Annotated in this window: 10 protein-coding genes; 6 read left to right on the top strand and 4 right to left on the bottom strand. The window is 65.2% G+C overall.

Features of this window, described 5'->3' with window-relative positions; all coding sequences use genetic code 11:
- Window positions 1-14: 14 nt before the first annotated feature.
- Window positions 15-1232 (bottom strand): multidrug effflux MFS transporter, encoded by a 1218-nt coding sequence (locus tag JQ627_RS00620; RefSeq protein WP_212482237.1) that lies wholly within the window; start codon window positions 1230-1232, stop codon window positions 15-17.
- 398 nt (window positions 1233-1630) lie between these two features.
- Window positions 1631-2404 carry an alpha/beta fold hydrolase gene (locus tag JQ627_RS00625; protein ID WP_212482238.1) on the bottom strand — a complete coding sequence of 258 codons (774 nt, stop codon included), beginning with the start codon at window positions 2402-2404 and terminating at the stop codon, window positions 1631-1633.
- Between the two features lie 154 nt (window positions 2405-2558).
- Between JQ627_RS00625 and JQ627_RS00630 the strand changes: the two genes are divergently transcribed.
- The 4 genes from JQ627_RS00630 (at window position 2559) to JQ627_RS00645 (ending at window position 7992) form a co-directional block, all read left to right on the top strand.
- Complete coding sequence (locus JQ627_RS00630) at window positions 2559-3212, top strand: GntR family transcriptional regulator (protein ID WP_212482239.1); 654 nt, start codon at window positions 2559-2561, stop codon at window positions 3210-3212.
- Complete coding sequence (locus JQ627_RS00635; protein WP_212482240.1) at window positions 3209-4738, top strand: aldehyde dehydrogenase; 1530 nt, start codon at window positions 3209-3211, stop codon at window positions 4736-4738. Before JQ627_RS00630 ends, JQ627_RS00635 begins: the two co-directional genes overlap by 4 nt.
- Window positions 4739-4813: 75 nt before the next feature.
- The gene (locus tag JQ627_RS00640; protein ID WP_212482241.1) at window positions 4814-6181 is read left to right on the top strand and encodes an MFS transporter; all 1368 of its coding nucleotides are present in this window, start codon (window positions 4814-4816) and stop codon (window positions 6179-6181) included.
- Between the two features lie 326 nt (window positions 6182-6507).
- On the top strand, window positions 6508-7992 hold the full coding sequence (locus JQ627_RS00645; RefSeq protein ID WP_212482242.1) for an amidase: 1485 nt from the start codon (window positions 6508-6510) through the stop codon (window positions 7990-7992).
- A gap of 30 nt (window positions 7993-8022) precedes the next feature.
- Here JQ627_RS00645 and JQ627_RS00650 read toward each other — a convergent pair whose 3' ends face one another.
- Window positions 8023-8628 (bottom strand): TetR/AcrR family transcriptional regulator, encoded by a 606-nt coding sequence (locus tag JQ627_RS00650; protein WP_212482243.1) that lies wholly within the window; start codon window positions 8626-8628, stop codon window positions 8023-8025.
- 200 nt (window positions 8629-8828) lie between these two features.
- Between JQ627_RS00650 and JQ627_RS00655 the strand changes: the two genes are divergently transcribed.
- Window positions 8829-10073 carry an efflux RND transporter periplasmic adaptor subunit gene (locus JQ627_RS00655; RefSeq protein WP_212482244.1) on the top strand — a complete coding sequence of 415 codons (1245 nt, stop codon included), beginning with the start codon at window positions 8829-8831 and terminating at the stop codon, window positions 10071-10073.
- Between the two features lie 134 nt (window positions 10074-10207).
- The gene (locus JQ627_RS00660) at window positions 10208-13399 is read left to right on the top strand and encodes an efflux RND transporter permease subunit (protein WP_212482245.1); all 3192 of its coding nucleotides are present in this window, start codon (window positions 10208-10210) and stop codon (window positions 13397-13399) included.
- Here the strand turns inward: JQ627_RS00660 and JQ627_RS00665 are convergent.
- Entirely contained in the window at window positions 13396-14124 is a 729-nt protein-coding gene (locus JQ627_RS00665) for a sulfite exporter TauE/SafE family protein (RefSeq protein WP_212482246.1), read from the bottom strand. The genes JQ627_RS00660 and JQ627_RS00665 overlap by 4 nt on opposite strands.
- Window positions 14125-14142 lie beyond the last annotated feature (18 nt).

The raw sequence follows: 14142 nt of genomic DNA on the forward strand, positions 1-14142 counted from the left end.
AATTGGTTCCTTCCTTAGGTCTGTGTGGCCTGCCGCGCCGACGGCAGCGAGATCGCAAGCAGCACGCCTGCGACGGCGCAGAGGCCGAGATAGAGCCAGCCGATCGGCGCCTGCGTGGCTTCGGGCAGCACTGCCGCGATCGCCATGGCGCCGCTGACCGCGAGATAGCAGAGCGCGCTGATGAGACCGCCGATCAGGCCGTGGTCGCGCTCGAACAGGCCGAGCGCCATGCCGTACATCATCGGGCACAGCACGCCGCAGCCACCGAGCACCAGCGCACCGCCGATCGTGATCGACGCAAAATCGAGACCCACGGTCATGCCGGTCGCGGTCAGGACTACAGCGCCGGCGAGAAACAGTGCGAACGCACCAAAGCCCATCACGCGGGCCGGCATGAAGCGCGCGAAATGCGCGCAGCCGAGCTCACCGGCGAGATTGACGCCGCCAAGGCCGAGCGCGACGAGGCCGTAGATGGCCGCCGAATAACCGAGGCCGGTCTGGTAGAAGAACGGCGCGACGACGCCGAACGCCAGTTGCGCGCTCGCCGCCGCCGCGAAGACCAGCACGAAGGCCAGGAAGCCCGGACGGACAAGTGCCTCGCGCAGAATACCGGCGGTGCGGCGCGGATCGAACGGCGCGCGCCGATCAGCCGGCAACGTCTCGGGCAGAAGAAATACGACGATCGCGGCGACGATGGCCGCGGCGATGGCGATGATGACGAAGACTCCGCGCCAGGACGTCAGCTCGACGATGAAGCCGCCGGCCGCCGGCGCGAGCACGGGTGCAAGCCCCCAGGCAGCACCAAGCAGGCCGGAGATCGCCGTGAGCTCGCGGCCGCGAAAACAGTCAGCCGCAACCGCATAGGCGACGACGAGGCAGGTGCAGCCGCCGATGCCTTGCAGGAAGCGCAGCGCAAGCAGCAGCGATGCGCTGGTGGCGAGCGCGCAGGCGATGCTCATCGCAATCAGGACAGAGAGGCCGGCGAGCAGGACGTTGCGGCGGCCGAGCGTATCGGAGGCGATGCCGACCGGCACCAGCGCCAGGCTCATGCCGAGCATGTAGGCGGTGACGGTGTTCTGCATCGAGGCGGAATCGGTGGCGAGATCGACCACCATCTGCGGCAGGCCCGGCGTATAGGCATCCAGTGGAATCTGGCTGAAGGGCACGACGCACAGCAGGATCGGCACGATTCCACCCCTCGCGCGACCGGCGTCCGAAGCAAGTGCAGTCATGGCTCACGCCCCCTCGATGCCCGCGGGTCCCGTCTTTTCGTGCGCGCAATGAGACGCGACGATGCAAGTTGCGGATATTGGCGCGCGGGAGCGTGCCAGAACTGTGTGTAAAAACTCTTAGGAGGTCCGCTTCAATGCGGACGGCGACTGCACTCGTCCTCGCTACCTGGGGGTGTTCCGATAAAAAATGCGAAAACAACCCCATGCACAGTACAAATCATTGAAGAATTTCGCGCCGCACGGCGCGAGCCTTGCCTACGAGGACGTTTGACGCGTCGGGCAAAACAGGCGCACGATGGCATGATCCCAAATCGTGAATTCGCCGCCGCGCCGGTCGATTAACCGTTCGGAAGGCATCGCCGTTTCGAACGCGGTGCTCGCCCCGGCCCTGGCGCCAATCAGAGCAAGAAACCCTCGAGAGCTTCGAGAAACTGCCACGGCGATTGAAGCTGCGGCACGTGGGCGCAACCCTTGAGGATCTTGAGTTCGGCGCGCGGCAATCCGGCGGCCAGCTCATGCGACATCGGCGGAGGCGTCGCTTCGTCGTGCTCGCCGACCATGACGAGGACCGGAATTTTGACCGCGGCAAGCTCGGCGCGGAGATCGAGGCCAGCCAGCGCATCGCACGCAGCGCGAAACACATCGAGGTCCGTCCGCAGAAACGCCGCGCGACGATCCTGCATCAGCTCAGGATGTTGCGCCTGAAATTCGGGCGCGAACAGGCGCCGCATCGCCACGTCCGTGATGGCCTCCAATCCCTTTTCGCGCGAGACTTTCGCCATGTTGCGAAACGCCTCGCGGCCAGGCTCCGAGAACGCCGCGCCACTGTCGGCGAGAATGAGCCTGCTGGCGATCTCCGGATGCCGGATCGCCATCTGCAAGGCCACGAACCCGCCATAGCCATTGCCGAGCACGATCGCCGGCGCCCCGCCGGCGGCGTCCTTCACAGCCTCGGCCATCCGGTCTGCGACCGCGGCAAGGCCGCCTTCCACCGCGCGCGAGCGGCCGAAGCCCGGCAGCTCCGGCACGATGGTCCGAAACGACGCCTGAAGCTCGGGCACGATCGCATCGAAGCTCGCGCGGTCCGACAACAGCGAGTGGAAGAGAAACAGCGGCGGCCCCTCGCCCGATTGCGCGGCGTTGACGGTCCCGTTGGCAAAGAGCCTGTCCATGTCCGGTCTTTCCTTAACTTCGTCGGCGGGATCACACCCGTTCGCGTGCCTTGAAGGCTCCCGATTGATAAATCAACTGTCAGGGAATTCAAGCATTTGGCACTTGACGTGAAATATCAGACTTGCCAGATTATGGTCAACGAGGTCCCTAATAATGATTCTTTTACGCGAAAACATCTACGATCTCCTCAGATCTGATATTTTAGCTTGTCGCTTCGCTCCGGGCGATGAAATGCGGGAGCAGGATCTGGCCGAACGCTATTCGGTGAGCCGCCAACCGGTCCGGGATGCGCTTCTGAGGCTGCAGCGCGAGCACCTCGTGACGGTGCAGCCGCGCCAGGGCTATCGGGTCACCCCGATCTCGCTGTCGGACGCCCGCGACCTCCTGCGCTTCCGTCTTGCGCTGGAGCCGGCCTGCGTCACCGAGGCAATCGAGAGCGCACCCGACAGCGTCCTGAAGTCGCTCGACGAATTCCGCCGCTTCTCCGGCAACCACGAAGACTTCATCGCCTACAATCGCGGCTTCCACACCGCGCTGGCGCATGCCTCCGGCAATCGCCGCATGGCCACGGCGCTGTGCGACCTGATCGGCCAGGCCGATCGCCTCGTCCGCGTCAGCATCTCCAATCTGAAGGGCCACGATCCGGCGAAGCTCGTTGCCGAGCACGTCGCCCTGATCGACGCCATGCAGAGCCGCGAGACGCGAACCGCCGCGCGCATCATCAAGGCTCATATCGGGGCCACCGAAAAACGCGTTCTGCCGGCGCTCAAGCGTAACGCCGTCATCGTCGAAGAGAGGTCATCATGAACATTCCGTCAAAAGCCGCGTCGATCGACGTCGAAATCCACGGCAATTTCATCGATGGGCGTGAAGTCGAAGCCGGCGCCGGCGCAATGCTTGACGTCCGCAATCCCGCGACCGGCGACGTGATCGCCCGCATCCCCAATTCGACCGCCGAGGACATCGACCGCGCCATGAAAAGTGCGCGCGCCGCATTCGAAGGCAAGGCCTGGGGCGGCATGGACACGCGCGCGCGTGCTCGGCTGGTGAATAAGCTCGCCGATGCGTTCGAGGCCAATCTCGACAGCCTGTACCGGCTGGAGACCCTCAACAACGGCCGCCCGGTCAACGAGACCCGCGCCCAGCTCTCCCGCCTGCCCGATTTCTTCCGCTACTTCGCCGGCGTCGCGCTGTCGCGCCGCGACTCCGTGATCCCCGTCGAAGGCGCGTACCTGAACTACACGCTCCGCACCCCGATCGGCATCGTCGCCAATTGCACGCCGTTCAACCATCCGCTGATGATCCTGTGCAAGTCGCTCGCCGTGGTGCTGGCGACCGGCTGCGTCACCGTGGTCAAGCCGTCGGAATACACGCCGCTGACCACATTGAAGCTCGCGCAGATCTTCACCGAAGCGGGCCTTCCGCCCGGCGTCTTCAACATTGTGCTCGGCCTCGGCCAGAGCGCCGGCAAGATGCTCGCCGAGCATGGCGACATCAACAAGCTGGTCCTGACCGGCGGTACCGAGGCCGGCCGCATCGCCGGCAGCGCAGCCGCAAAGGTGTTTGCGCATCAGACCATGGAGCTCGGCGGCAAGACGCCGGTGATGGTGTTCGACGATTTCGACGTCGACCGTGCAGTGAACTACGCCGCGTTCGGCGCCTTCATCGGCGCTGGCCAGACCTGCGTCTGCGCCTCGCGCCACATCGTCCAGGCCTCGATCTACGACGAATTCGTCGAGAAGCTGCAGGCCAAGACCCGCACGATCCGCGTCGGCGATCCCTTCGATCCTGGCACCCAGATGGGTCCCGTGATCTCAGCCAAGCAGCGCGACCGCGTTCTCACCTATGCGGGCTATGGTCACGCAGACGGTGCGCGTCTCGTCACCGGCGGTGTTGCCGCGAAGGTGCCGGGCCACGAGAACGGCTATTTCGTCGAGCCGACCGTTTTCGCCGACGTCAAATCCGACATGCGTATCTTCCAGGAGGAGGTGTTTGGTCCCTTCACCTCGGTGACGCCGTTCAAGGACGAGGCGGATGCGCTCCGGCTCGCCAACGACTCGCCGTTCGGCCTCGCCGCAGCCATCCGTACCCGCGACGTCGCCCGCGCGCACCGTGTTGCCGCCTCGGTCAAGGCCGGCATCGTCTGGATCAACGATCACCACCGGCTTGATCCGGCATCGCCCTGGGGCGGCGTCGACGACTCCGGCATCGGCCGCGAATGCGGCACCGAAAGCTTCAACGACCACTTCAACACCAAGAGCGTGATGGTCGCGACCCACGAGCAGCCGTTCGACTGGTATCGCGACACGGCCAACCAAAAGCGACTGAACTAACAAAAGCGACAAGCGGCCGACCGCCCGGAGAAGGCGGGCCGCATCAACCAGAATAACAGTCAAGGGAGAGCGTATATGTCGTCATCGGTGAACGCGGGCAGCCGTCTGGATCGGCTGCCGATCGGGCCATTCCACCGCCGCATCATGCTGCTGATCGGCATCGGAATGTTTTTCGACGGTTTCGACATCTATATCGCCGGGACCGTGCTCAGCGTGACGCTGAAGACCGGCTTTTCAACCCTCGCCCAGAACGCGGTTTTCATCTCCGCGACCTTCGTCGGCATGATGCTGGGATCGTTCGGTACCGGCTTTCTCGGTGACCGCTACGGACGCCGCTTCACCTATCAATTCAATTTGCTGCTTTTCGGCGTTGCGTCCCTTGCGGCAGCATTCTCGCCGAACATGGCCTTCCTGATCGCCTGCCGCTTCGTCATGGGTGTCGGGCTCGGGGCGGAGAACGTCGTCGGCTATTCGACGATGACGGAATTCGTGCCCGCGCGCACCCGCGGCAAATGGCTCGGCTTCACCACGGTGTGCGTCGTGACGGGTTTGCCCGTGGCGCTATTGGTCGCCTCCGTGCTGGTACCGCAATTCGGCTGGCGCTCCATGTTCGTGCTCGGCGGCGTCGGCGCGCTCGTGGTGTGGTACATGCGCAAGTCGCTGCCGGAATCCCCGCGCTGGCTGGAAGCGGTGGGGCGCACCGCGGAAGCGGAAGCACTGATGCAGGCGATCGAGAAGGAGGCGGCGCAAGGTCAGCCCCTGCCTGCCCCCGCGCCCGTCACGTCAGCCCCGGTCGCTGCCGATCTCGGCACGCTGTTCACCGCGCCTTTGCTGTCGCGGATGATCGTGGGCGCCGTCTGCCTCATCACGATCAACACCCTGCTCTACGGCTTCGTGACCTGGCTGCCCGTGTTCTTCGTCAAGCAGGGCCTCTCGATCGCGACCTCGTTCGGCTATTCGCTGCTGATGGCGCTCGGCGCTCCGATCGGCTCGGCCATCGGTGCGTTGACCGCCGACCGCTGGGGCCGGAAGCCGACCATCATCGGCGCGTCCCTGATCACGGTGGCGCTGGGAATCCTCTACCCCATGATCTCCGACCCGATCCTGCTGCCAGCGGTGGGCTTCGCGCTGACGGTGCCGATCTACGTGCTGGTCGCCTTGCTGTTCGGCATCTACATCCCCGAGCTGTTTCCGACCGAGGTACGCCTGCGTGCGTCCGGCATCGTCAACACGCTGGGACGCGGCGCCACGATCGTCACACCGTTCCTCGTCGTCTCGCTGTTCGAGTCGCGCGGCGTGGCGGGCGTCATGGCGCTGATGATTGGCTTGCTCGTAGTGCAGATCATCACGGTCTGGGCGCTGGGCATCGAGCCGCGACATCGCAGCCTCGAGGAGCTCAAGGCGGAGGAATCTGCTTCGCCGGTGCTGAAAGAAGCTTCCTGAGTTTTCCTCCTGGTTGAACTACAGACGCTCTGACACCGATGTCAGAGCCACGAGGGTCGTCATGCCCGGGCTTGTCCCGCCTGCGCGGCCGAAGCCGCTTCGGCGAGGCGAAGGCCCGGGCATCCACGGTCTCCGTGCTGCGTGGCAAGGCGTGGATGGCCGGGACGAGCCCGGCCATGACGCTATGGAGGCGTCGGCATCCCCAGAGCCGCCCCGACCGGCGGGCAGATCTGGTTCCCGTTGCGCCGCCTCCTCATCCCGCTTCCAAAATTGCATGTTCGGCGCCCGGATCGGTTTGCCGGGAGGGTGATACAACGGAGCTCGTGATGACCGCAGACGCCGCTGACCTGGACTACGGCTCGATCAGCGCACTGCTGAGCGCCCTCCACGCGCGCAAGCTTTCTGCGTCGGAATTGCTCGCGCATACGATCGCGCGCATCGAGGCCCTGGACGGGCCGATCAACGCAATCATCGTTCCCGATTTCGATCGTGCGAGAGAGGCTGCACGCGCCGCCGATGCCGCGCTTGGCCGCGGCGAGCGGCTGCCGTTGCTCGGCATTCCCGTGACCTTGAAAGAACCGTTCAACGTCGCCGGCCTCCCGACGACATGGGGCTTTCCGCACTTCAAAGACTTCCAGCCCGCGGAAGATGCCCTTGTCGTCTCGCGGTTGAAGGCGGCCGGCGCCGTCATCATCGGCAAGACCAATATCCCGATCGGTCTCAGGGATTTCCAGAGCTACAACGATATCCACGGGACGACGAACAACCCGTGGGACCTCGGCCGTTCCCCCGGCGGCTCCTCGGGCGGATCGGGCGCGGCGCTGGCGGCGGGTTTCGGTCCGCTCTCGATCGGCTCGGACATCGGCGGCTCGATCCGGGTGCCCGCGCATTTCTGCGGTGTGTTCGGACACAAGCCGAGCCTCGGCCTGGTCCCGCTGCGCGGCTACAGCCTGCCGCCGGCTCCGCCTGTCCCGGGCCAGGGTGATCTGGCTGTCATTGGCCCGATGACGCGCTACGCCTCGGACCTGGCATTGTCGCTCGACGTAATTGCCGGCCCGGACGAGACGCGCGATGGAATCGGCTATCGCCTTGCGCTGCCTGCCCCGCGCCATGACCAGCTCGGGGACTTCAGGATCCTCGTGATCGATACCCATCCGCTGATGCCGACGGGAGACGCGGTGCGTTCGGCCATTGGACGATTGGCGGAACGGCTCGAACGATCCGGCGCAAAAGTTGCGCGCGCGAGCGCATCGCTGCCCGATCTCGCCGACTCCGCGCGGCTCTACATGAAGTTGTTGAACGCCGCGAGGAGTCCGCGCCTGACACCGGCCGCACTCGCGGAAGCGCAAGGACTTGCCGCCGCACTCGCCCACGACGACCGCAGCCTGCAGGCCGAGCGTGCCCGCGGCTGGGGCATGATCCATCGCGAGTGGCTCGCGATGGACGCGGCCCGCCTGCAGTTGCAACAGAAGTGGCACCAGTTCTTCCGCGACTTCGACGCGGTGATCTATCCGGCCGCTGCCGTGCCGGCGTTTTCACAGGACCAGTCCGAGCCGTTCGACGCGCGGCAATTGGACATCGACGGAAAGCTCTACAACTACTCCGACGCGTGCTTCATCTGGGCCGACCCCGCTTCGACCTGCGGACTCCCTGCGACCGCCGTTCCGATCGAGCGCACGCCGTCGGGCCTGCCGGTCGGCGTCCAGATCATCGGGCCTTATCTCGAGGATCGGACGACGATTGCGCTGGCGGGGTTGATCGAACGCGAGTATGGCGGCTTCGTCCCGCCGCCGGGGCTGCCTGCAATGTAATCGGTGAGATATCGGAGACCGACAACACTATTACGTTCTGTCGGCTGACTGCGCTTCCACCGCCTGCACGGCCACGATCGCCACCTGCCGCAACGCCTCGCGATCCGAGCCTGAGGACGCCATCACGCCCATACCGACGGATACCGCCGAGACATAGCGCGCGAGCGCGGCGGGATCGGAGCTCGGCTTGAGGTCGCCTTCGGCCTTGGCGCGAACAAAACGCTCGCGGAGCTGTTCTTCGTTCTCGGCGCGGCGGGCGGCGAGCTCGAAGGGGACGTTCTCGGAGCCGGTGCCGCAGGCGATGCCGCCCTGCACGAGCAGGCATCCGGGCGGATTGGCGGGATCGGTCTGCTTGTCGGCGATGCCCATCAGCATCCGCTCGGCAACGTCGCGGGCGGTGGGTGCGGCGACCACCTCATCCATCCAGACGCCGCGGAGTTTGGTGTAGCGGTCGAGCGCGGCCTTCAGCAGGCCTTCCTTGTTGCCGAAGCAGGCGTAGAGGCTCGGGGGATTGATGCCCATGGCCTCGGTGAGCTGGGCGATGGTGGCGCCCTCATATCCATGGCGCCAAAACACTTCCATCGCCTGGTCCAACGCCGTTTCGGCGTCGAATTCGCGGGGGCGTCCCATGCCCATGTGCCTGTCTCCTCGGAATTCACGTTCTGCCTGAGGCTTAACGTCAAATCCTATCTATTTGTTCTACCTTTATATTTCTGCGCTCTTCCAATTCTTGCGGTATGCCGCTACAATTTTCTTAGTGAATGGTACATAAGTATCTTGCACTGCGACATCCAGCTCCACATCTGTAGTGAACACTACATATCTGGAGCGCGCAAATGCATCCCTCGCAAAACTCCCCCCGCACCGGCCGTTTCCGCCGCCTTCTCGGCGGCGTCGCCATCGTGGGCGCCCTCGCCGTGGCCGGCTCGATCGCGACCGGCCACTACTTCCATGCAGCCCAGGCCACGGCAACGACCGCCGCTGCCGAGCAGGCCGTCTCCGTCACCGTCGCGATGATCGAGCCGAAGCAGACCGTGTTGTGGGACGATTTCTCCGGCCGGCTCGAGGCCATCAACCGCGTCGAGCTTCGCCCGCGCGTGGCCGGTGCAATCCTTGCGACCAACTTCACCGAAGGCGCGCTGGTGAAAGCCGGCGACGTGCTATTCAAGATCGATCCGGCGCCTTACGCAGCCGAGGTCGACAAGGCCAACGCCCAGCTCGAGGCGGCCAAGGCGCGCGTCGTGTTCACCCAAAGCGAGCTTGAGCGCGGCGCGCAGCTGGTTGGCAATGCCGTCGTCACGCGGCGCGATTACGACCAGCGCGATAACGCCAATCGTGAAGCGATCGCCAATGTAAAGGCGGCCGAAGCGACGCTCCAGACAGCAAAGCTCAATCTCGACTACACCGAAGTGCGCGCGCCGGTGGATGGCCGCGTCGGCAAGTTCGAGATCACCGTCGGCAACCTCGTCGCCGCCGGCACCGCCTCCCCGGTCCTGACTTCGCTGGTCTCGGTCAACCCGATCTACGCCTCGTTCGATGCGGATGAAGAGGTCGTGCTGCGCGCGCTGAACTCGATCGCCGATGCCTCCGGCAAGCGCGGCAAGCTCGACCAGATCCCGGTGGAAATGACGACATCCGGTGGTCTCTCGGCGAAGGGCCACATCCAGCTCATCGACAACCAGGTCAACGGCCAGAGCGGCACCATCCGCGTCCGCGCGGTGTTCCAGAACGAGGATGGGCGTCTCATCCCCGGCCAGTTCGCCCGCGTCCGCATGGGCCAGCCGAAGCAGCAGACGCTGGTGATGATCGACGAGCGCGCGATCGGCACCGACCAGGACAAGAAGTTCGTGATGGCGGTCGGCGACGACAGCCGCGCGGTCTACCGGCCGATCACGCTGGGCGGCGCCGTCGACGGCCTGCGTATCGTTACCGCGGGGCTGAAGCCCGGTGACCGCATCATCGTCAACGGTCTCCAGCGCGTGCGTCCCGGCGCCCTCCTCAAGACGGAGGTCGCCGCGATGGGCGCGCGCGGGCCGCAGCAAGCTTCCAACCACAGCAACCAGGACGTGGTGCAACGCTAATTACCTCGTTCCGGGCCGCGCGCCCGGAATGACGAAATCATAACGATCAAGACATCGCATCCCGATTCCGGGCTCGCGGGCGCTGCCCGCGTCCCGGCTAACGGGAGAGCTGTCTCTCTTGCAGGGGCAAAGCCATGAATCTCTCAAAGTTCTTCATCGACCGTCCGATCTTCGCCGGCGTGCTGTCCGTCCTGATCTTCCTCGCGGGCCTCATCTCGCTGTTCGCAATGCCGATCTCGGAATATCCCGACGTGGTGCCGCCCTCCGTCGTGGTGCGCGCGACCTATCCCGGCGCCAATCCCAAGGTGATCGCCGAGACGGTGGCGACCCCGATCGAGGAACAGATCAACGGCGTCGAGAACATGCTGTACATGTCGAGCCAGGCGACCACCGACGGCGCGATGACGCTGACGGTGACGTTCCGGCTCGGCACCGACCCCGACAAGGCGACGCAGCTCGTGCAGAACCGCGTGCAGCAGGCCGAGCCGCGCTTGCCCGCCGTGGTGCGCCAGCTCGGCATCATCACCAAGAAATCGTCCCCCGACCTCACCATGGTCGTGCATCTGCTGTCGCCGAATAACCGCTACGACATGACGTATCTGCGCAACTATGCCGTGCTCAACGTCAAGGACCGGCTGGCGCGCATTGACGGCGTCGGCGATGTCCAGCTCTACGGCGCCGGCGATTATTCGATGCGCGTCTGGGTCGATCCGCAAAAGGCCGCCGAGCACGGCCTGACCGCCAGCGACATCGTCAAGTCGATCCAGGCGCAGAACGTCGAAGCCGCCGCCGGCGTCGTCGGCTCCTCGCCGAACGTCAAGGGCATCGACCTGCAACTCTCCGTCAATGCGGAAGGCCGGCTCGCGAACGAAGAACAATTCGGCGACATCGTGGTCAAGACCGGCACGCGCGGCGAAGTCGTTCGCCTGCGCGACGTCGCGCGGATCGAGCTGGGCGCGTCCGAATACGGCCTGCGCTCGCTGCTCGACAACAAGCAGGCGGTGGCGATCCCGATCTTCCAGGCGCCGGGCTCCAACGCGCTGGAGATCTCCGACCACGTCCGCGCCACCATGGCCGAGATCAAGAAGAACATGCCGGAGGGCGTGTCCTACCAGATCGTGTACGACCCCACCCAGTTCGTGCGCTCCTCGATCGAGGCTGTCATCCATACGCTGCTGGAGGCGATCGCGCTGGTGGTGCTGGTCGTGATCCTGTTCCTCCAGACCTGGCGCGCCTCGATCATTCCGCTGCTGGCGGTCCCGGTGTCGATCGTCGGCACCTTCGCGGTGATGCACGTGTTCGGCTTCTCCATCAACGCGCTCAGCCTGTTCGGCCTCGTGCTTGCGATCGGCATCGTCGTCGACGACGCCATCGTCGTGGTCGAGAACGTCGAACGCAACATCGAGGGCGGGCTGTCGCCGCGCGACGCCACCTATCAGGCGATGCGCGAAGTCTCCGGCCCGATCATCGCGATCGCGATGGTGCTGATCGCGGTGTTCGTGCCGCTGGCCTTCATCTCCGGCCTCACCGGGCAGTTCTACAAGCAGTTCGCGCTGACGATCGCGATCTCGACGGTGATCTCCGCCGTCAACTCGCTGACGCTATCGCCGGCGCTGTCGGCACTGCTGCTCAAGGGCCATAACGAGCCGAAGGACCGGCTGACGATCATCATGGAAAAGAGCCTTGGCTGGTTCTTCCGGGGCTTCAACAAGGCGTTCACGCGCTCGTCGGAGAACTACAGCGGCGCCGTCACCAAGGTGATATCAGGCAAGGCCGCCGTGATGGGTCTCTATGTGGTCCTGGTCGGCCTCACCGCCTTCCTGTTCCAGCAGGTGCCGAGCGGCTTCGTGCCGGGCCAGGACAAGCAATATCTGGTCGGCTTCTCCCGCCTGCCGGACGGCGCCACGCTCGACCGCACCGAAGAGGTGATCCGCAAGATGAGCGACGTCGCGCTGACCCAGCCCGGCGTCGAAAGCTCCGTGGCGTTCCCGGGCCTGTCGATCTCCGGCTTCACCAACTCGTCCAACGCCGGCATCGTGTTCTCGACGCTGAAACCGTTTGACGAGCGCAAGGGGCCGGCGCTGAGCGGAAACGCCATCGCGGCCGATCTCAACAAGAAATACTCCGGGATCCAGGAAGCCTTCATCGCCATGTTCCCCCCGCCGCCGGTCAACGGCCTCGGCACCATCGGCGGCTTCAAGCTGCAGATCGAGGACCGCGCCGGTCTCGGCTATGAGGCGCTGAACGAGGCGACCAAAGCGTTCATGGCGGCGATGCAGAAGGCGCCGGAGATCGCCGGCGTGTTCTCGAGCTTCCAGGTCAACGTGCCCCAGCTGTTCGCCGACATCGACCGCACCAAGGCGCTCCAGCTAGGGGTGCCCGTGACGGAGGTGTTCAACACGCTCCAGATCTACCTCGGCTCCTACTACGTCAACGACTTCAACAAGTTTGGTCGCACCTATTCCGTCTATGTCCAGGCCGACGCGCCGTTCCGCGCACGCGCCGACGACATCAGGCAGCTGAAGGTGCGCTCGTCGTCCGGCGACATGGTGCCGCTGTCGGCGCTGCTCACGATCCGCCAGAGCGCAGGTCCCGAGCGTGCGATCCGCTACAACGGCTTTTTGTCGTCCGACATCAACGCGGCCGCAGCGCCAGGTTTCTCTTCCGGCCAGGCGCAGGAGGCCGCGACGCGGATCGCGGCGGAGACATTGCCGCCCGGCTTTGCCTTCGAATGGACCGACCTGACCTATCAGGAGTTCATCGCCGGCAATTCCGGCCTCTGGGTGTTCCCGCTGGCAATCCTGCTGGTGTTCCTGGTGCTGGCTGCGCTCTATGAGAGCCTGACCCTGCCGCTCTCGATCATCATGATCGTGCCGATGGGACTGCTCGCGGCGATGTTCGGCGTCTGGATCTCGAAGGGCGACAACAACGTCTTCACCCAGATCGGACTTATCGTTCTCGTCGGCCTCTCGGCCAAGAACGCGATCCTGATCGTCGAATTCGCGCGCGAGCTCGAATTCGCAGGCCGCACGCCGATCCGGGCCGCGATCGAGGCGAGCCGCTTGCGGCTGCGCCCGATCCTGATGACGTCGATGGCCTTCATCATGGGGGTGCTGCCGCTGGTGCTCTCGACCGGCGCGGGCTCGGAGATGCGGCGTGCGATGGGCGTCGCGGTGTTCTCCGGCATGATCGGCGTCACCGTGTTCGGCCTGTTCCTGACGCCGGTGTTCTACGTGCTGCTGCGAACCATCACCGGCAACAAGCCGCTGGTGCATCACGGCAGCGACATCAGCGCGGCGCCGGTCGTCCACACCACTGGGCACTAGATCAGGGAGATCCCCGAGATCAGCAAGAGAACGAGCACGGTCTGGCGAAAGACCGTCTCGTTGACCCGGTGAAAGGCGATCACGCCGAGCGCCGATCCCGAGAACAAAGCCGGCAGGCTGATCGCGAGGTCGACGAAGACCTTCGACGACAGGTCCTGGTGCCCGACCAGCAGCGCGATCGCGAACAGCTGCATCGCCGCGATGAAGGGCTGCACCAGGCCGCGCTGCTCGCTCTTCGGCATGCCCCGCATGTCGCACCAGATCGTCGGGATCGCGCCGGGCATTGCGGTCAACCCGCCGACCAGCCCTCCGCCGAACCCGATCAGTGCGACCCAGTGCCGGCCGACGGCCTCGCCGGCCGTTACCAGCGTCGGCCGCAGCAGCATGTAGGCCGCATAGAGCGCGACGACGATGCCGAAGCCGCGCCGGAGCAGATGCGTGTCCGTGGATTGCAGCAGCGACACCGCGATGGGTACGCCGATCAATCCGCCGACGATCAGCAGCAGGCTGCCCTCCCAGCGAATGCTGCGCCGGAGCGCCCACAGATTTGTGGCCTGCACGCCGATGCTGCACGCCATCATCAGCGGCACGGCCTCCAGCGGCTGAAACACGCGGAGCAGGATCGCGCCCGCCACGGCCGAGAATGCGAAGCCCGAGAGCCCGGAGACAAAGGCGCCGGCAAACACGGCGACGCTCACCAGAAGGCTGGTCGTGATATCAGGCACGATGCGTCCTCCGTCAGT

This window comes from Bradyrhizobium liaoningense (genome assembly GCF_018130785.1).
GTDB lineage: Bacteria > Pseudomonadota > Alphaproteobacteria > Rhizobiales > Xanthobacteraceae > Bradyrhizobium > Bradyrhizobium liaoningense_A.